We start from the raw sequence: 15,830 nt of genomic DNA, 5'->3' as shown, positions 1-15,830 counted from the left end.
TTGTGTTTATCTGAGTCGCAAGAACTTCAATTTTATTGTCCGCTCTCAGGTGCTTATCGACCGATTCTCCAGCAGGGTGCGACAACGTTAAGAAAAAGGAACTGCCTACCTTCGTTTGTCCTGAATTCATCCCGGATCAGCCTTATCACCGCCGTATTAGCACGGCACATTAAGGCCTCAGAGGAAACGGGGCGTCAGGCCCCAAACGAGCAGGACACTAAAATGAAGTTAAAATTTCGCTTTCTCTACGCCGTTGTCGCGGCCGCCAGAGAGCAGGAACTGGAGATGCCATGGAAACGGGTTTCCAGTACTTCGGTCAGAGTCGCACGCCGCCTGGCGACTCGGGTCTGATCGCAAACGCCCAATGAACCAAGCTGCCGGTTCCTTGGGCTAAGACGCACATCGGAGGGTGCTCCGATCCGTTGTGTGAATCGCCGCCTGTTTTTTTGGCGGTCAGTTTTCGGAGCGTGTGGTCGTAGGCAATTTTCGCCTGCGTTGTTGTGAGTTTGTCTGGGGGGTCAACATGTTGACCAAAGGTGAGCGAAATTTCATCCCGTCGCGGCGTCGGTTCGACAGTCGCCCTGTGGTCGCCCTTTCATTCAATACAAAGAAAGAACCTGGTCAGGCTGGCTTGTTCGCAAGTTTCATCCAGTTTGAGCGGACATTAGAAGGGACGGAATAAAGATGCCTATTCCACATTCGTTTTCGCGAGCGGCCAGAAACGCGTATGAAACAACGGCTTTGCTGCGCGACGGACAGAAGAGGACGACAAAACCTAAGGCGCAGCTCAGGCGCTATGAGGTCAGTGCGCTGATGCCCAACGGCGATGTTGCACAGACACGGCATATCGCGCCCGCTCTGCCAATGTTCGAAGACGCATTTTGCGCATTTACGCGGGGGTCACTGGTCGAAACCGCCCAGGGACCGATGGCGATCGAAGACCTGCTGCCCGGCGACACCGTTCAGACACAGGACGGCTCATCTGAAACCGTATTGTGGAAGGGCTCGGTTACTCTGATTCCGGGACGCGCGGATTCGAGGGGGTGCACGCGCCCCTTGACGCGGATCATGGCCGACACTTTCGGAATGCAGAAACCAATGTCAGGAGTGATCGCCGGACCTGCAGCCCGTATTCTGGGAACTCCGGCCCATCTGCGCCATCTGTATGGCGATGAGCAGGTCCTGACACCCGTGAACGAGTTTCAGGACGGGATGAGCGTTATCGAAACGCTGCCTCCGACACCGATTGAGCTGTTTCATATTTGCCTGAAACGCCACTCGGTTATTAACGTCGACGGACTACAATTTGAAACGTATCACCCCGGTGTGAACGCGGTTCGGATGATCAGCCACTCTTTACGGTCGATATATCTGAACCTTTTTGCCCATGTCGATTCGCTGAACGATTTTGGGCCGTTGATCCTGCCGCGTGCCGGGGATGGAGAGATTAATGCGATAACCGCTTAATTCTTAACAAGTACTGCTATGTGGGGGCATTATGCAGCTGATAATAAGTTGGATACTATCACTGACGGTGGCAGCCTTTCTGCCAGCAACAAAACAACATCCAAAGCGGATGATGTTCACGCCGTCCGGCTCATTCGTTCTTCCAGAACGTCGAAAGGAACGCCGGGCTCGTCTTTTGCGCCGCGGATAACAAGCGAGGTCTTGACGCTGGCTACGTTTGGCGTGGTCAGCAGTTCGCCCGTCAGAAATTGCTGAAAGCTACTGAGATCCGGTGCTACGCATTTCAGGATAAAATCCACCTCGCCGTTCAGCATGTGACATTCCCGGACCAGAGGCCATTCGCGGCAGCGTTCTTCAAAAGCGCTCAACTCGGATTCGGCCTGACTTTCCAGGCCGACCATCGCAAACACCTGAACCTCAAATCCCAATTCGCGAGAATTCACTTCGGCGTGGTAGCCCCGGATCAGTCCGGATTCTTCCAACGTACGCACGCGCCGCAGGCAAGGCGGCGCAGAAATCCCAACGCGCTTTGCCAGTTCGACATTGGTCATACGACCGTCTGCCTGCAATTCTGCCAGAATCTTGCGGTCAATCTCATCCAGCCGTGTCGCGACCATCAAATGCTCCTGATTTTTCGGTTGTTATATCAGCACCCGGAATATGCGCAATAATCTTTCGCCCTTGCGCAATATTGTTTATTTTCAATGTCCTTTTTTTAAACGCTATTCGCAGGGGGAATAATGGATGCGGAACAGGAAGGGGCTTTAAGCCCGGCCCGGTGGTCGCTATATCCGTCCGCTAGGGGCCGCAGGCCCGTTTCAGGCAGTTCGAGTTGGGGGTACCATGGCCGAAACACGACATACCAAGGTTCTGATCATCGGTTCGGGACCGGCCGGTTATACAGCAGGCGTTTATGCCAGCCGTGCGATGCTGGAGCCGATTCTGGTTCAGGGCATCGAACCCGGTGGTCAGCTTACCACCACAACCGACGTCGAGAATTACCCCGGCTTCACCGAGGTTCAGGGCCCTGACCTGATGATCAAGATGCAGGACCACGCCAAGGCGATGGGATGTGAAGTCATCGGCGACATCATCGGTGATTTGGACATCAGCAAGCGTCCGTTCACAGCCAAGGGCGACAGCGGCACGGTCTACACCGCTGACGCGGTCATTCTGGCCACTGGTGCGCGCGCGAAATGGCTGGGCTTGCCCTCGGAAGAGAAGTTCAAGGGTTTTGGCGTTTCGGCCTGTGCCACCTGTGATGGCTTCTTCTATCGCGGGCAGGAAATCGTGGTGATCGGTGGCGGCAACACCGCAGTCGAAGAGGCACTGTTCCTGACAAATTTTGCAAGCAAGGTAACCCTGATTCACCGGCGCGATGAGCTGCGGGCTGAGAAAATCCTGCAGGATCGCCTGCTGAAGAATGAAAAGATTGTACCCCTGTGGTTCCACGAGCTGGAAGAGGTAGTCGGCACCGAAGCGCCACTGGGTGTTGAAGGTGTGCGCGTCAAGCATGTGAAAACCGGCGAGGTTACTGAAATCCCGTGTAAGGGGGTTTTTGTGGCCATCGGTCACGCGCCGGCCAACGAACTCGTCAAGGATTCGCTGGAAACCCATATGGGCGGTTATGTCGTGACCAAGCCGGGCTCGACTGAGACCTCGGTTCCGGGCGTGTTTGCGGCGGGTGACCTGACCGACCACATTTATCGTCAGGCCGTCACCAGCGCCGGGATGGGTTGCATGGCCGCGCTGGACGCGGAACGCTTCCTGGCCGAGCAGGATTGATCCGAAGATGGAATTCTCCGGCCCGGTCTGGAGAATTCTGTTCCTGTCACAAGCTGACGCCCCTCTGGCCCCTGCGCGGGCGCCCGAGGGGCGTTTTCATTACTCGGGTCAGACGGCCGTTTATGCCTCGCTCAGCGCAGAAGGTGCCGGGGTCGCCATACGGCGCTACGTTTCGGCCTGTGACCCGCCGCGGGTGATACAGCAGGCGCAGATATCCGGCGCTCAACTGGTAGACTTGCGAGGTCAGCGCAACGCCACAATCATTTGGCAGGACTTTTTCAACTCACACGGAACATCTCCGACGTGGAATTTTTCTGACCACGCCAGAGAAAAGGGTGCGGACGGTTTGCTGTATAGCTCGCGCTCCCGCCCAGAATTGAGCCATATTGTTCTTTTCAACACGTCCCCTGACATCATTTACGTGGACAGCCCGCCAACCGCGTGGACTCCGCAATACACTGAACCTTAGCTTGACCCCATTGTCCGCCCGTACCAGACTCAATAGACGAGCGTGGTGACTGCGGGTGGCTTGATTGAAAAGCGTTTTATGGCAAGGCAACTGGGCAACCCGGCTCAGAATCGGGAGCGGCCTGGTGCTGTTCACCTTTGCCTTCTTTCACTTCATCAATATCGGGCTGGGCCTGTTCCACACCGATTACCTGCATGGCATGCAGGACGGGCGCAAGGCCGTAACCCGGCACGATATCATCAGCGTTGTCCTGTACGTCGCATTGCTCCTTCATGCCGGGCTGGCGCTGTATTCCATCAGCCAGCGCAGAACGCTGCGCATGCCGTTCAGCACCGGATTGCAGATCATTCTGGGTCTGCTGATCCCGTTGCAACTGATCTCACACATCGTGCAGACGCGCTTTGCGCACGAAGTTTTCGATGTGAATGATGAAATGGGTTACATCATCATCCTGATGTGGCCCAGTACAGCGGTCTGGATGCAGAGCCTGCTGGTGTTAGTGGTGTGGGTGCACAGCTGCATCGGCCTGCATATGTGGTTGCGACTGACCCGCTGGTGGTCGAAAACGGTACCGTACCTGATTGGTCTGGCTGTGTTCATCCCGACCTTTGCATTGGCCGGACTGCTGACCGAAGGGCGACGCATCTGGGCCGATTTCGCTGACCCCTTCCTGCGCGAACAGTATATCGAGCACTATAACTGGCCATCTCCCGAAGAGTTTCAGGCCCTGTTCAGCGTCAAGGACAACGCGCTGATGGCATTTTGGGCGGCATTGGGCGTGTCGTTGTCGGTCTTTGTATTCCGCAAGCTGTGGCGCCGCAGACACTCAGTACGGGTGAAATATGTCGAAGGCCCCGAAGTGGTGGCGGAAAAGGGCATGACGCTGCTTGAAATTTCACAGGCCAATGGAGTTCCTCATACGGCTCTGTGCGGAGGCAAGGGCCGCTGCACCACGTGCCGCGTTATTGTCGAAGATGGAGCAGATCAGCTACCTGCCCCCTCCGAGGTCGAAGCGCGCAGTCTTGCCGCTGTCAGCGCCCCCAAAGGCGCGCGGTTGGCTTGTCAGATCCGCCCTACCGAACCGCTGACGGCCTATCGCATGTTCCGTCCCGAAGGCGGGCGCAGCCGGGCTCATGCCAGCCAGGGTCAGGAACGGCAGCTTGCGGTTCTGTTTCTGGATATGCGCGGTTTTACGTCGCGGACCACAGGCCAGCTTCCCTATGACATTGTGTTCCTGCTGAACCGGTTCTTTGACGCGATCGTCCCGGCAATCACGGCTGACGGGGGCGTGGTCGACAAGTATATGGGCGACGGGCTGCTGGCCGTCTTCGAGACGACCGATGCGGAAAGCTCGGCCCGTGCCGGATTGAAGGCTGCCGCCGATGTCAGCCGCGCCCTTCAGAGGTTCAATCTGCAGCTTGAAGCTGAGGGCAGCTCCCGAGTACGTATCGGGATGGGTCTGCATCTGGGCGATCTGGTATTGGGCGAGATCGGCGCCGCTGGCCATGCTGCGCACACGATCATCGGAGATGCGGTAAACGTGGCCAGCCGGCTTGAGGGGCAAACCAAGGAACTGGGTGTAGAACTTCTGGTCTCTGCCGAATTGCTGCATGCTGCGGGGCACGACAGTGACCTCAGCCGTTTGCAATCCTTCAACCTGCGCGGCGTTACCCGTCCGATTCCGGCCCTGCCAGTCACGAACGCCGCAGATCTGCTCGCGGAAAAAGCGGCATAGGAACACCCTCATAAAATCCGGTCGAATTGCGCCCGGTCAGAAGGATTACAGTCGTGAATTGTCGCACATACCGGAAAATCCTTCCAATCCGGGAAAAAACCGCGCATATCGTCCTTTGTTTCATGAATGTATATGGACTTCGATCACTGATCGGGGCAAATGCCCCGCAAACGCCCCTGAATCACTGGCAAAACCTCACTTTGACAAGAGAATTCCCATGACGATGTTAAGCAATCTGGCTCCGATCTCTGAACTTTATGTCTCGTACGAGTCGGCTCAGAAACTGAAAGTAGAAGCCGCCGACCTGACCAGCTGGGACCTGAGCCCGCGTCAGATTTGCGATCTCGAACTGCTGATGAACGGCGGCTTCAACCCGCTCAAAGGCTTCCTGTCCGAGGCCGATTACGACAACGTCGTCGAAAATTTGCGCCTGGCCGACGGCACCCTGTGGCCGATGCCGATCACCTTGGACGTCAGCGAAGAGTTCGCCGAGACCATCGAGCTGGGTCAGGACATCGCGCTGCGCGATCAGGAAGGCGTCATTCTGGGCACCATGACGGTGACCGACCGCTGGACCCCGAACAAGGCGCGCGAGGCGGAAAAGGTTTTTGGCGCCGATGACGATGCGCACCCCGCCGTAAACTACCTTCACAACGTCGCAGGCAAGGTTTATCTGGGCGGCCCCGTAGTCGGTATCCAGCAACCCATTCACTATGACTTCCGCGGTCGTCGCGACACTCCGAACGAGTTGCGCGCCTATTTCCGCAAACTGGGCTGGCGCCGCATCGTTGCGTTCCAGACCCGCAACCCGCTGCACCGCGCGCACCAGGAACTGACCTTCCGCGCCGCGAAAGAAGCACAGGCCAACCTGCTGATCCACCCGGTTGTCGGCATGACAAAACCGGGCGATGTGGACCATTTCACACGCGTACGCTGCTATGAGGCTGTGCTCGACAAATACCCGGCCTCGACCACCTCGATGTCGCTGTTGAACCTGGCGATGCGCATGGCTGGCCCGCGTGAGGCGGTCTGGCACGGCCTGATCCGCGCCAATCACGGCTGTACCCACTTCATCGTTGGCCGCGACCACGCCGGTCCGGGCAAGAACTCGGCTGGTGAAGATTTCTACGGCCCCTATGACGCACAGGACCTGTTCCGCCAGTTCCAGGATGAAATCGGTGTGGAAATGGTCGATTTCAAACACATGGTCTATGTGCAGGAACGCGCTCAGTACGAACCGAATGACGAGATCGAAGACAAGGAAAACGTCACGATCCTGAACATCTCAGGTACCGAACTGCGCCGCCGTCTGTCCGAAGGTCTGGAAATCCCGGATTGGTTCAGCTTCCCCGAGGTTGTCTCCGAACTGCGCAAGACCAAGCCGCCGCGCAGCCAGCAGGGCTTTACTGTTTTCTTCACCGGTTTCTCGGGTTCGGGTAAATCAACCATCGCCAACGCCCTTATGGTCAAGCTGATGGAGATGGGTGGCCGTCCGGTGACGTTGCTGGATGGTGACATCGTGCGTAAAAACCTGTCCTCTGAACTGGGCTTCTCGAAAGAGCACCGCGACCTGAACATCCGTCGCATCGGTTACGTGGCCAGCGAGATCACCAAGAATGGTGGTATCGCAATCTGTGCTCCGATCGCGCCCTACGCCACCACCCGCCGTGCCGTTCGGGAAGAGATCGAACAGTTCGGTGCCTTCTGCGAAGTCCACGTTGCCACCAGCATTGAGGAATGCGAACGCCGCGACCGCAAGGGCCTGTACAAGCTGGCACGTGAGGGCAAGATCAAGGAATTCACCGGAATTTCAGACCCTTACGATGTGCCGCAGAAGCCAGAACTGAGCGTCGAAACCGAGAATGTGGACGTCGATAACTGCGCCCATCAGGTCCTGCTCAAGCTGGAAAGCATGGGTCTGATCAAGGGCTAAGAACCTAGAATCAATAAAAGGCGCGAATTGGTCTGTCTCCAATTCGCGCCTTTTAATATTTTCAGTGGAATTGCGTTCAACGCCGGAAACTAAATTCAAATCCTGTCGGCAATAACTGCATCTCGGATAGCCGTCACAGCATTCAAGTTGTAATCGGCGTATTTTTCCATCACCGATTTCAATCTTTTTATCTTTGTTAGTCGCCGCAAATAGTCTTCTTCGGACGCGGCCTCGATTGCGCGGCGGATATCCGTTTCGCTTTGGCACTGAATGATCCCGTCCGGGTCCATGAACCGGGTAAGGTTCGGGCATCCCCAATAAATCGGGACAGTTTCACAAAACACGGCATCAATTAACTTTTCCGTAAAGTAGTTCGGCTCGCGAGTATTCTCGATGACGACAGAATACCGGAACGGAGCTAAACCGTCTGATTTGCTTTCAAATGGCGCGTAGCCACGCCCCATCACCGAAACGTCCAGATCGGTTTTCTTCAACCAGTCCACAACGGAATGGCGCAGCCTGTGCCCCTCGGTATCCCGCTTGCTGGACGCAATCAAAGAAATCATCGCCGTTTTCTTTATTTCCAGAGAACCCCAATCAGGAACAAGCGTCAGTCCGAATGGAAGAAAAACCCCATTGGGAATAGATGCCAGAAGCTTCTCATTAAAGCTGATGACACGGTAAAAACGCCTGTGAAACACCTTCATCAATCTGAGGTGCTTGCGATGAATTGTTGAGGGCTCGACAATCACAACCGAGATTTTCGCGGCGGTTCCGAAATCCCGGCGATAGTACAGGCTCGTCTTTGCAGTGACGATCAAATGGTCGTCAGAAGACATCTCGCCGACCTTTTTGCCAAGCAACCGTTCCGGCATCCCGAGCGGCCATAGCAATTCTGAAACGGGTTTGTTTCTCAGGTTCGGGCCCGGGGTTTGGCCATAAGGCAGGAACGCAATCGCGGGTTCCTCAACGTTATTTTGATCTTGCATTCTAAACGCCCTTCTTCTCCCGGCGTCTGGAAAGTGCCTGTTTGATCTTTGCTTCCGCTTGTTTGTCCAGCATCAGCACCGCGTTTCTGGCAAGCCATTCCGCAACGTTTCCGCGCGTTCCCTTTTCCGGGTAAAATGTGCGCTCGGACCAGATGTAACGCGGCTGGGGCTGGGTAACCTCTTCTGTTGTTTTCAACATTTCTGCCGCCAACCGGTCGAGAAGGAATGCCAGATTGTATTGCTTCAGTATCTTTTCCCTGGCCTGTCCGATATCTTTGATCATCTTTCCCCAGCGGTCGCTATTGAGGCATTCCATCATATCGTTAACCGCGGCCTCAGGGTTATCCAGATCAATTTGCAAGAAACTGTTTCTGGGGAAATACTCCGCTAGGTTGTCACACCCCGCGTAGAACGGAAAGGTCCAGCACAGCACCGGGTCTGCGAACTTTTCGGTCCAGGTATCAAGGCCTTCGCAGTTTTCCAGCGCGATGTGGTACTTGTAAGGCAATAACGCGTCAGCCTTGTCGGGAACCTGGCGGATACCGCGCCCGAAAATTTCAAGATGGTCCGGTATCCTGCGGGTTATTTCGTCAATGAAACGAAGGCGGCGCCGCTGAAACTCAGTCAACGTCTTGTCAGATGTAACGATCGAAATCTTGTCGCTTTTTTCCGGAGGCTCCAGCGAGTCAAAAAAGTCGTACCCACGTAACAGGGCTTTGTCGGCTGGATGATCAAAATTAATGCCCGCGTACCAATACCAACAGGTAGCGGTACGCCAGGTCTTTGCATCCAGATCCTTCTGATTGGTGGTAACAACGATGCCGAACTGCTCGAGGTATTTCTTCTTGTACCCGAAAATCACCTCCGGCTCGGCTGCAATAATGGCCGTGCGGTGCCTTGGCAGCATAGTTTCCATCGTGACATGGGTTCTGTTGAACACTATCAGAGCATCTGCCGACGTAGGAATTTCAGGCCCGAATGTATAGGTGCGCCCATTTAGCTGAGGAACAGAGCCGGGGAATTGCTTTTCGAAGTGACCCGCGGGCTCAACTGTATAAACGTGTACGTGGGCGCCGCCCTGAGCCGTTTCGAACATGTTAGTGAACGGCCACCGGAGAAAAATCATGCTCGCGCGCCAGAACAAATGCCAGCTTACGGTCGGCTACCAGCGCCAATTGCTGACCATCGGAATCGTGGACCGCATAAAGCTGGTCCAGATCACCTGCCTGTTCACGCACTTCCCGAGGCAGATCAGCAACATCGACCGCTTTTACATAGACGATCCGGTCGCCCTCGGCGTTCAGTTCAATCGGTGTATTCATAGCTCTTACCCCTTTCTTATGTTGATCGTTTGCACCACGGTTTCGGGCACGGCACGGGTCAGATCCACGTGTAGCAGACCGTTTTCCATGATCGCCTCGCCCACGTCGACCCCGTCGGCCAGCACGAACATGCGCTGGAACTGACGTGCCGCAATGCCGCGGTGCAGGAAAATACGCCCCTCGCTGTCGTCGCGTTGACGGCCCCGGATCACCAGCTGCCGATCCTCGATGGTAATCGACAAGTCCTCTTCCGCGAACCCGGCCACAGCCAGAGTGATACGGTACGAAAAATCCGAGGTCTGCTCGATGTTATAGGGCGGGTACCCTTCATTTCCGGCCTTTGCAGACCGTTCAAGAAGGCGTTCCAACTGCTCGAACCCCAAAAGATGCGGGTATGAGCCAAGAGTAAGTTTTGACACGTATTCTCGTCCTTTATTGTCAAAGCGACGTGTTTTGCGGCCCCGTTCCGGCAACCGCGTGTTATAGAATATGGGAAGAAACCAGGATGTCCACAAGGTCTGGCCGGATAAACCCAGACACACTATCTTGTGTGGAAAGCACCACAATAACTACTGAGTCGCCTATGAACGCGCCCACCGATCTTTCGATGAAAACAGATGAGGTTTTACGGGTTGAGCTGGAGGTTTTTCGCCGACAGCACCGTGATCTCGACGAGGCGATTGAGGCTCTGCAGTCCACCGGCACGGCCGATCAGCTGACGATCAAGCGGCTGAAAAAGCAGAAACTGCGACTGAAGGACATCATTCGCCTCATCGAAGACCGTCTGACCCCGGATATCATTGCGTGAGCCCCCTGTACCGCATTGCCACGTAAACGGATTTGGCTATAGTGCGCGCTCTTTCTGGATGGCAGGGACACGAAGCGGATGAGCGATGTGAAAGTGGGGATCATCATGGGCAGCCAATCGGACTGGCCCACGATGAAAGAAGCCGCGAATATTCTGGATGAGTTGGGCATCGCGTATGAAAAGCGCATCGTCTCGGCACACCGCACCCCGGATCGCTTGTGGGACTATGGCAAGACCGCCGTTTCGCGTGGGTTGCACGTGATCATTGCCGGTGCCGGAGGCGCGGCGCATCTGCCGGGCATGATGGCTTCGAAAACGCGTGTCCCTGTTATCGGTGTTCCAGTGCAAACAAGGGCGCTGTCGGGTGTCGATTCGCTTTATTCCATCGTGCAGATGCCCAAGGGCTTTCCGGTGGCCACCATGGCTATCGGTTCCGCTGGCGGCGCGAACGCCGGTCTGATGGCAGCCGGAATTCTGGCACTTCAAGATGACGCGCTTGCCGAGCGGTTGGACACGTGGCGCGATGCCCTGTCGGATTCGATCCCTGAGGAGCCTGTGGATGACTGAGGCCCTGCATACTGGCGCAAAAATCGGGATTTTGGGCGGCGGTCAACTGGGTCGAATGCTGTCCGTGGCCGCTGCTCGTTTAGGGTTCGCGACGCATATATATGAACCCGGTGCCAACCCACCGGCCGGTCAGGTAGCGGACCGTGTTACCACAGCGTCCTATGACGATACGGACGCGCTGCGTGCCTTTGCAGAATCTGTGGACGTCATCACCTATGAATTCGAAAACATCCCGACCGAGGCGCTGGACCTGCTTGAGGCACACCGCCCGATTCGACCAGGCCGTGAGGCGTTGCGCGTCAGCCAGGACCGCCTGACCGAGAAGAACTTTCTTCAGGGGTTGGGCCTGCAAACGGCGCCATTCGCTGACATCACCGATCTGAACAGTTTGAACGCAGCAATCAAGCAGATCGGTACACCTGCTATCCTTAAAACCCGCCGCTTTGGGTATGACGGCAAGGGCCAGGCGCGGCTTCGCGTGCCAGAGGATGCCGAAGCTGCGCTGGCCGATATGGCGGGCGCACCATCAATCCTTGAAGGGTTTGTTGAATTCAGCCATGAGGTCTCGATCATCGCGGCCCGAGGCGTGGACGGTCAGGTCGCGTGTTTCGATCCCGGTGAAAACGTGCACCGCAATGGCATCCTGCACACAACGACAGTCCCTGCCCGCCTGCGCCCAGCGCAGCGCACCGATGCGGTACTGCTGGCCGCCAATATCCTAAACGCTCTGGACTATGTCGGCGTCATGGGGGTTGAACTGTTTGTCACACCTGGCGGCCTGATCGTGAATGAGATCGCGCCACGGGTGCACAACTCGGGCCACTGGACACAGAATGGCTGCGCCGTGGATCAGTTCGAGCAGCATATCCGTGCTGTGGCCGGGTGGCCTCTGGGCGATGGGCAGCGCCACTCGGACGTGGTTATGGAAAACCTGATCGGCGACGACATGGACCGCGTTCCGGAACTGGCACAAGAACGCGACGTAGCGCTGCATCTTTATGGTAAGGCCGAAGTCAAAGCGGGTCGCAAGATGGGTCATTTCAACCGTATTTCGCGGTAACCTAACCGAAAAACCTCGCTGCTATTTCGCCAGACATGTAGCTGACCTGCCCGCCCGCCAGCGTGGCGGCAACGCGGCGGGTTTGCGCGTCCAGAATGACCAGATCGGCGCGCAGACCGGGGATCAGCGACCCGCGGTCCCGCAACCCAAGTACGCGGGCAGGCCCCGACGAGACCAGCGCCCAGGCCGTCGCCAAATCAAGCAGGCCGCTATTGGCCAGCATCAGCGCAGCGCGGCGTGGGCTGGGATAGTGGTAGTCCGAGGCCAACGCATCGCAGAGCCCCATGGCAATCAGGTCCAGCGCGCTGGCGTTACCCTTATGCGAGCCACCTCGCACCACGTTGGGAGAGCCGAGGATGATGTGGTCACCCGCGGCGCGGGCTGCCTCGGCCGCCTCGAGTGTTTCGGGGAATTCCGCGATCTGCGCCCCGCGTGCACGCCAGTTGGCGCGCGTTTCGGCGGTGGCGTCGTCATGGCTGCCCATGCGGACCCCCTGTTCGGTCAAAGCCGCGCAGAGGCCATCCAAAGCCGCCGGGACCTCATCCCGACGGCTGTGCATGGTCTGCAACATTTCCAGATGGGTTTCCGGGCTGCGCCCCGCCTTCAGCGCCTGCCCTGTCAGGCGCGGAGGTGTTCGCCCCTGCGCCAGACGGTCATGCGGCAAGTGATCGTTGAACACCACATAGGGCACCTGCCATCCGGCAATCCGTTCGGGCAGGCCCGCGTAGTCGTCCAGCATATGCGTTTCAAACCGCAACTGCGGCAGCAGGTCAGTGACAACGCGATCCTTGACTGAAGCAATGGCGTCAAAGACCTGCCCCGCAAATTCTGGCCCACGCACGCCGCCTTCCCAACTGTGGAACTGGGCCAGAACAGCGGTGGTAATGCCATTAGCGGCCAGTTCGGCCTCGACCGAAAGGATGCCCTCATCCATCTGCTTCATCGCCCCGCGACGCGGCGCGATGTGGCGTTCGAACCCGTCCCCGTGCAGGTCGATGATACCGGGCAATACGAGGTACCCGGACAGGTCTATGCGCCGTCCGGTAGTGTCAGCCCGTATGATGCCCTCTGCCAACGAGAGGTCGGCAGGCGTCATGCCTTGCTCCGGCAGCAGAACCTCTGCGCCGGCCAGAGTCAGGTTCAAAGCAGTCATTGAGAGGGCTCCGAAACGGGTTCCGAGCAATCCTGCCCGATGCAGATTTCGTCGATGATATCCATCACCCCATCCAGCCAGGTGATCTGCGGATCGAACTGACCGAATTCGATGAAATGCAGCGCCTGCGCCATTACGCGTGGATTGTTCATCATGAAGGTGTGGGTCACGGGCAGAACGATGTGATCAGTCATCCCATCGACCTTGGTGGTCTCGACCGAGACCTTGCCATCATCCTTCCCGTCGATCATCGAGGAAAACAGTGGGTTCAGTGAGTTTTCCCCGGCGATAACACCCAATTCGAAATCCACGGGCGGTAATTGGCGCGGGATACCCTCGGGACCGGTGCCCAAGGCCAAGCCAGCCGGACCGTGCAGCATACCAAATGCCTCGTACGCGCCAAGCTCGTCCACCAACTGGCTGCCCTGATTGGGCGGCCCAAGCATGACCACACGGCCCAGTTTGTCCGGATGATTATCCTGCAGCCAATAGCGCAACAGGATGCCACCCATTGAGTGCGCCACCACGTTGACCGTGTCCTCACCACAACCGTCAAACGCATCCGGCAGGGTCTGATTGGCCAACTCTGGAATGGGCAGGTCAGTCGATGGATAGCTCGGGCGCACGACTGTGTAATCATGTGCCCTGAACAACTGATCCATGACGGTGAACGACGCCTCGGTTCGCGCAAGCCCGTGCAGCAGCACAACGCATTTCGCGTGGGCCACCATTGGTGCAAAAAACAAGAAAACGGCGAGCAGATATCTCATAGCCGCCAGATAAAGCCTAACTGTGGTCGATTAAACCCCTTGCCGCGGTTTCAGGCGCAGGACTGCCAGAGCGATCCCCCCCAGAACCAGCCCCGCGCCCAGGATCAGGCGCAAGCTGGCGGTTTCACCCAGCAGAATGACCCCACCGACAATTGCGATGACCGGGACGCTAAGTTGAACAACGGCCGCTGTGGCGGGCGCAAGTTGCGGCAGCACGCGATACCACAGAGCATAGCCCATGCCGGAGGTTACCCCTCCGGACAACGCCGCCAGAAAGTAACCGGCACCGGTCATGTGCCACTCGCCTTTGGTTGCCAACAGAGACAGCGCGGTCACAGGCAAAGCCACGACGAAATTGGCGGCCGTTCCGGCCAGGGCATCAGGCTCGGATCGCCCAACCAGAGAGTAGATTGCCCATCCGACCCCGGCCGCGGTCATCAACGCCGCGCCCACGGGGCTGACTTGAACTGCACCGGTCGGCCAGAGCACATAGGCCAGACCCGCCAGCGCAATCGCAGCCCCGGCGATCTGCCGGGCAGTCGGCGTGTTCCCCGTCACAGACGTCACCGCGAACATGGTGATCTGCACCACTCCGAACAGGATCAGCGCGCCAAGCCCTGCATCCAGCGTCAGGTAGGCGACGGAAAACCCGATCATGTAAAGCGACAGCGACCCTGCTCCGGCTATCCTGCGCCGGTTACGGAGCGGCAAACCTCCAGCCTTTAGAAAGACTAACAAAGCCAAAACTACGGCCCCGGCCAGTACGCGCACGACCGCGAAGCTGGCAGGTTCGCTGTAACCGCTGTCGATAGCCAGACGATTCAGGATCGAGTTCGCTGCAAAGGCGCACATGGTTAGAACGGTGAGCAGAAACAGCCGCATATCATCGGCATAGCGGTTTCACCAGAGAATGCACACTCACTTTCCAACGCGCCGCGCAACTCTTCATCTTTTCAAAAGTACTTCCCGCCGGAGGCATGGCCGCGAAGCGGTCATCCGAAAATGAAACAGGGCCGCCCAAAGGCGACCCCGTCTTTTATCAAAGTGGCTCCCCTGCGGCAGCTTGGCCATAAGGCCACGCGCCTGTCGGGGTCGTCAGAATTCGCCAAGGCGAATTCGACGTGCTTACATCATGCCGCCCATGCCGCCCATGTCGGGCATACCACCTGCGGCAGGTGCGTCTTTCTGCGGCTTGTCTGCAACCATCGCTTCGGTGGTAACCAGCAGACCAGCAACCGATGCCGCATCTTCCAGAGCGGTACGGACAACTTTGGCCGGGTCGATCACGCCGAACGAGAACATGTCGCCATATTCTTCTGTCTGAGCGTTGAAGCCGAAAGCGGCGTCCGAAGATTCACGCACCTTGCCTGCAACAACCGCACCGTCAACACCGGCGTTTTCAGCAATCTGGCGCAGCGGCGCTTCGACGGCCTTGCGAACGATGTTGATACCTGCGTCCTGATCGGCGTTTGCGCCTTCCAGAGTCTCCAGGACTTTACCTGCCTGAACCAAGGAAACACCGCCGCCAACGACAACGCCTTCCTGAACGGCTGCGCGCGTTGCGTTCAGAGCATCGTCCACACGGTCCTTACGCTCTTTCACTTCAACTTCGGTCATGCCGCCGACGCGGATAACAGCAACACCGCCTGCCAGTTTGGCAACGCGTTCTTGCAGCTTCTCACGGTCGTAGTCCGACGAGGTTTCTTCGATCTGAGTACGGATCTGAGCAACACGTGCTTCGATCTCGGCTTTCTCGCCAGCACCGTCGACGA

At 57.4% G+C, this 15,830-nt stretch carries 18 protein-coding genes; 9 read left to right on the top strand and 9 right to left on the bottom strand.

Features of this window, described 5'->3' with window-relative positions; all coding sequences use genetic code 11:
- The first annotated feature begins 222 nt into the window (after positions 1–222).
- Both GOX66_RS26000 and GOX66_RS00085 read left to right on the top strand, forming a co-directional pair.
- Positions 223–351 (top strand): hypothetical protein, encoded by a 129-nt coding sequence (locus GOX66_RS26000; protein ID WP_272871485.1) that lies wholly within the window; start codon positions 223–225, stop codon positions 349–351.
- Positions 352–684: 333 nt separating this feature from the next.
- The gene (locus tag GOX66_RS00085) at positions 685–1,467 is read left to right on the top strand and encodes a Hint domain-containing protein (protein ID WP_170758393.1); all 783 of its coding nucleotides are present in this window, start codon (positions 685–687) and stop codon (positions 1,465–1,467) included.
- A gap of 116 nt (positions 1,468–1,583) precedes the next feature.
- On the opposite strand, the gene GOX66_RS00080 is transcribed toward GOX66_RS00085, so the two are convergent.
- Complete coding sequence (locus tag GOX66_RS00080; RefSeq protein WP_170758391.1) at positions 1,584–2,084, bottom strand: Lrp/AsnC family transcriptional regulator; 501 nt, start codon at positions 2,082–2,084, stop codon at positions 1,584–1,586.
- A gap of 226 nt (positions 2,085–2,310) precedes the next feature.
- Between GOX66_RS00080 and trxB the strand changes: the two genes are divergently transcribed.
- The 4 genes from trxB (at position 2,311) to GOX66_RS00060 (ending at position 7,389) form a co-directional block, all read left to right on the top strand.
- Positions 2,311–3,252, top strand: coding sequence for a thioredoxin-disulfide reductase (trxB, locus tag GOX66_RS00075; RefSeq protein ID WP_170758389.1), 942 nt, complete (start codon positions 2,311–2,313; stop codon positions 3,250–3,252).
- A gap of 7 nt (positions 3,253–3,259) precedes the next feature.
- On the top strand, positions 3,260–3,721 hold the full coding sequence (locus GOX66_RS00070; RefSeq protein ID WP_170758387.1) for an RES family NAD+ phosphorylase: 462 nt from the start codon (positions 3,260–3,262) through the stop codon (positions 3,719–3,721).
- Positions 3,722–3,785: 64 nt separating this feature from the next.
- Positions 3,786–5,456: an adenylate/guanylate cyclase domain-containing protein gene (locus GOX66_RS00065; RefSeq protein WP_170758385.1), complete on the top strand. Its 1,671-nt coding sequence runs from the start codon at positions 3,786–3,788 to the stop codon at positions 5,454–5,456.
- A 217-nt stretch (positions 5,457–5,673) separates the two neighbouring features.
- The gene (locus GOX66_RS00060; protein WP_170758383.1) at positions 5,674–7,389 is read left to right on the top strand and encodes a bifunctional sulfate adenylyltransferase/adenylylsulfate kinase; all 1,716 of its coding nucleotides are present in this window, start codon (positions 5,674–5,676) and stop codon (positions 7,387–7,389) included.
- 95 nt (positions 7,390–7,484) lie between these two features.
- Here GOX66_RS00060 and GOX66_RS00055 read toward each other — a convergent pair whose 3' ends face one another.
- The 4 genes from GOX66_RS00055 to GOX66_RS00040 all read right to left on the bottom strand — a co-directional run bounded on the left by GOX66_RS00055 (position 7,485) and on the right by GOX66_RS00040 (position 10,119).
- Positions 7,485–8,378 carry a glycosyltransferase family 10 domain-containing protein gene (locus tag GOX66_RS00055; RefSeq protein ID WP_170758382.1) on the bottom strand — a complete coding sequence of 298 codons (894 nt, stop codon included), beginning with the start codon at positions 8,376–8,378 and terminating at the stop codon, positions 7,485–7,487.
- Between the two features lies 1 nt (position 8,379).
- Entirely contained in the window at positions 8,380–9,294 is a 915-nt protein-coding gene (locus GOX66_RS00050) for a glycosyltransferase family 10 domain-containing protein (protein WP_170758379.1), read from the bottom strand.
- 181 nt (positions 9,295–9,475) lie between these two features.
- Positions 9,476–9,700, bottom strand: coding sequence for a DUF1150 family protein (locus GOX66_RS00045; RefSeq protein ID WP_170325930.1), 225 nt, complete (start codon positions 9,698–9,700; stop codon positions 9,476–9,478).
- Positions 9,701–9,705: 5 nt separating this feature from the next.
- A complete protein-coding gene (locus GOX66_RS00040) occupies positions 9,706–10,119 on the bottom strand; it encodes an Hsp20 family protein (protein ID WP_170758377.1) in 414 nt (137 codons plus the stop codon).
- 164 nt (positions 10,120–10,283) lie between these two features.
- Between GOX66_RS00040 and GOX66_RS00035 the strand changes: the two genes are divergently transcribed.
- The 3 genes from GOX66_RS00035 (at position 10,284) to GOX66_RS00025 (ending at position 12,135) form a co-directional block, all read left to right on the top strand.
- On the top strand, positions 10,284–10,508 hold the full coding sequence (locus GOX66_RS00035; RefSeq protein ID WP_058280035.1) for a YdcH family protein: 225 nt from the start codon (positions 10,284–10,286) through the stop codon (positions 10,506–10,508).
- A gap of 78 nt (positions 10,509–10,586) precedes the next feature.
- Positions 10,587–11,075 (top strand): 5-(carboxyamino)imidazole ribonucleotide mutase, encoded by a 489-nt coding sequence (gene purE / locus GOX66_RS00030; RefSeq protein WP_170758375.1) that lies wholly within the window; start codon positions 10,587–10,589, stop codon positions 11,073–11,075.
- Entirely contained in the window at positions 11,068–12,135 is a 1,068-nt protein-coding gene (locus tag GOX66_RS00025; protein WP_170758373.1) for a 5-(carboxyamino)imidazole ribonucleotide synthase, read from the top strand. Before purE ends, GOX66_RS00025 begins: the two co-directional genes overlap by 8 nt.
- 1 nt (position 12,136) lies before the next feature.
- Here the strand turns inward: GOX66_RS00025 and GOX66_RS00020 are convergent, their stop codons facing one another.
- The 4 genes from GOX66_RS00020 to GOX66_RS00005 form a co-directional block, all read right to left on the bottom strand.
- On the bottom strand, positions 12,137–13,288 hold the full coding sequence (locus tag GOX66_RS00020) for an alpha-D-ribose 1-methylphosphonate 5-triphosphate diphosphatase (protein ID WP_170758372.1): 1,152 nt from the start codon (positions 13,286–13,288) through the stop codon (positions 12,137–12,139).
- Positions 13,285–14,058: an alpha/beta fold hydrolase gene (locus GOX66_RS00015; protein WP_170758370.1), complete on the bottom strand. Its 774-nt coding sequence runs from the start codon at positions 14,056–14,058 to the stop codon at positions 13,285–13,287. The genes GOX66_RS00020 and GOX66_RS00015 overlap by 4 nt, the downstream gene beginning before the upstream one ends.
- Positions 14,059–14,088: 30 nt before the next feature.
- On the bottom strand, positions 14,089–14,940 hold the full coding sequence (locus GOX66_RS00010) for a DMT family transporter (RefSeq protein WP_170758368.1): 852 nt from the start codon (positions 14,938–14,940) through the stop codon (positions 14,089–14,091).
- A gap of 243 nt (positions 14,941–15,183) precedes the next feature.
- On the bottom strand, positions 15,184–15,830 hold a 647-nt coding region (locus GOX66_RS00005; RefSeq protein WP_272871484.1), incomplete at its 5' end, for a TCP-1/cpn60 chaperonin family protein.

Source organism: Ruegeria lacuscaerulensis (genome assembly GCF_013031245.1).
Taxonomy (GTDB): domain Bacteria; phylum Pseudomonadota; class Alphaproteobacteria; order Rhodobacterales; family Rhodobacteraceae; genus Ruegeria; species Ruegeria lacuscaerulensis_C.
The sequence above is the reverse complement of the archived record's forward strand: the minus strand, read 5'-3'. Positions and strand labels throughout refer to the sequence as shown.

Bases quoted from the DNA above. Each gene is read 5' to 3' on its own strand.
- GOX66_RS26000 (WP_272871485.1), top strand. From the start codon at position 223: ATGAAGTTAAAATTTCGCTTTCTCTACGCCGTTGTCGCGGCCGCCAGA.
- GOX66_RS00085 (WP_170758393.1), top strand. From the start codon at position 685: ATGCCTATTCCACATTCGTTTTCGCGAGCGGCCAGAAACGCGTATGAA.
- GOX66_RS00080 (WP_170758391.1), bottom strand. From the start codon at position 2,084: ATGGTCGCGACACGGCTGGATGAGATTGACCGCAAGATTCTGGCAGAA.
- trxB (WP_170758389.1), top strand. From the start codon at position 2,311: ATGGCCGAAACACGACATACCAAGGTTCTGATCATCGGTTCGGGACCG.
- GOX66_RS00070 (WP_170758387.1), top strand. From the start codon at position 3,260: ATGGAATTCTCCGGCCCGGTCTGGAGAATTCTGTTCCTGTCACAAGCT.
- GOX66_RS00060 (WP_170758383.1), top strand. From the start codon at position 5,674: ATGACGATGTTAAGCAATCTGGCTCCGATCTCTGAACTTTATGTCTCG.
- GOX66_RS00055 (WP_170758382.1), bottom strand. From the start codon at position 8,378: ATGCAAGATCAAAATAACGTTGAGGAACCCGCGATTGCGTTCCTGCCT.
- GOX66_RS00050 (WP_170758379.1), bottom strand. From the start codon at position 9,294: ATGGAAACTATGCTGCCAAGGCACCGCACGGCCATTATTGCAGCCGAG.
- GOX66_RS00045 (WP_170325930.1), bottom strand. From the start codon at position 9,700: ATGAATACACCGATTGAACTGAACGCCGAGGGCGACCGGATCGTCTAT.
- GOX66_RS00035 (WP_058280035.1), top strand. From the start codon at position 10,284: ATGAACGCGCCCACCGATCTTTCGATGAAAACAGATGAGGTTTTACGG.
- purE (WP_170758375.1), top strand. From the start codon at position 10,587: ATGAGCGATGTGAAAGTGGGGATCATCATGGGCAGCCAATCGGACTGG.
- GOX66_RS00025 (WP_170758373.1), top strand. From the start codon at position 11,068: ATGACTGAGGCCCTGCATACTGGCGCAAAAATCGGGATTTTGGGCGGC.
- GOX66_RS00020 (WP_170758372.1), bottom strand. From the start codon at position 13,288: ATGACTGCTTTGAACCTGACTCTGGCCGGCGCAGAGGTTCTGCTGCCG.
- GOX66_RS00015 (WP_170758370.1), bottom strand. From the start codon at position 14,058: ATGAGATATCTGCTCGCCGTTTTCTTGTTTTTTGCACCAATGGTGGCC.
- GOX66_RS00010 (WP_170758368.1), bottom strand. From the start codon at position 14,940: ATGCGGCTGTTTCTGCTCACCGTTCTAACCATGTGCGCCTTTGCAGCG.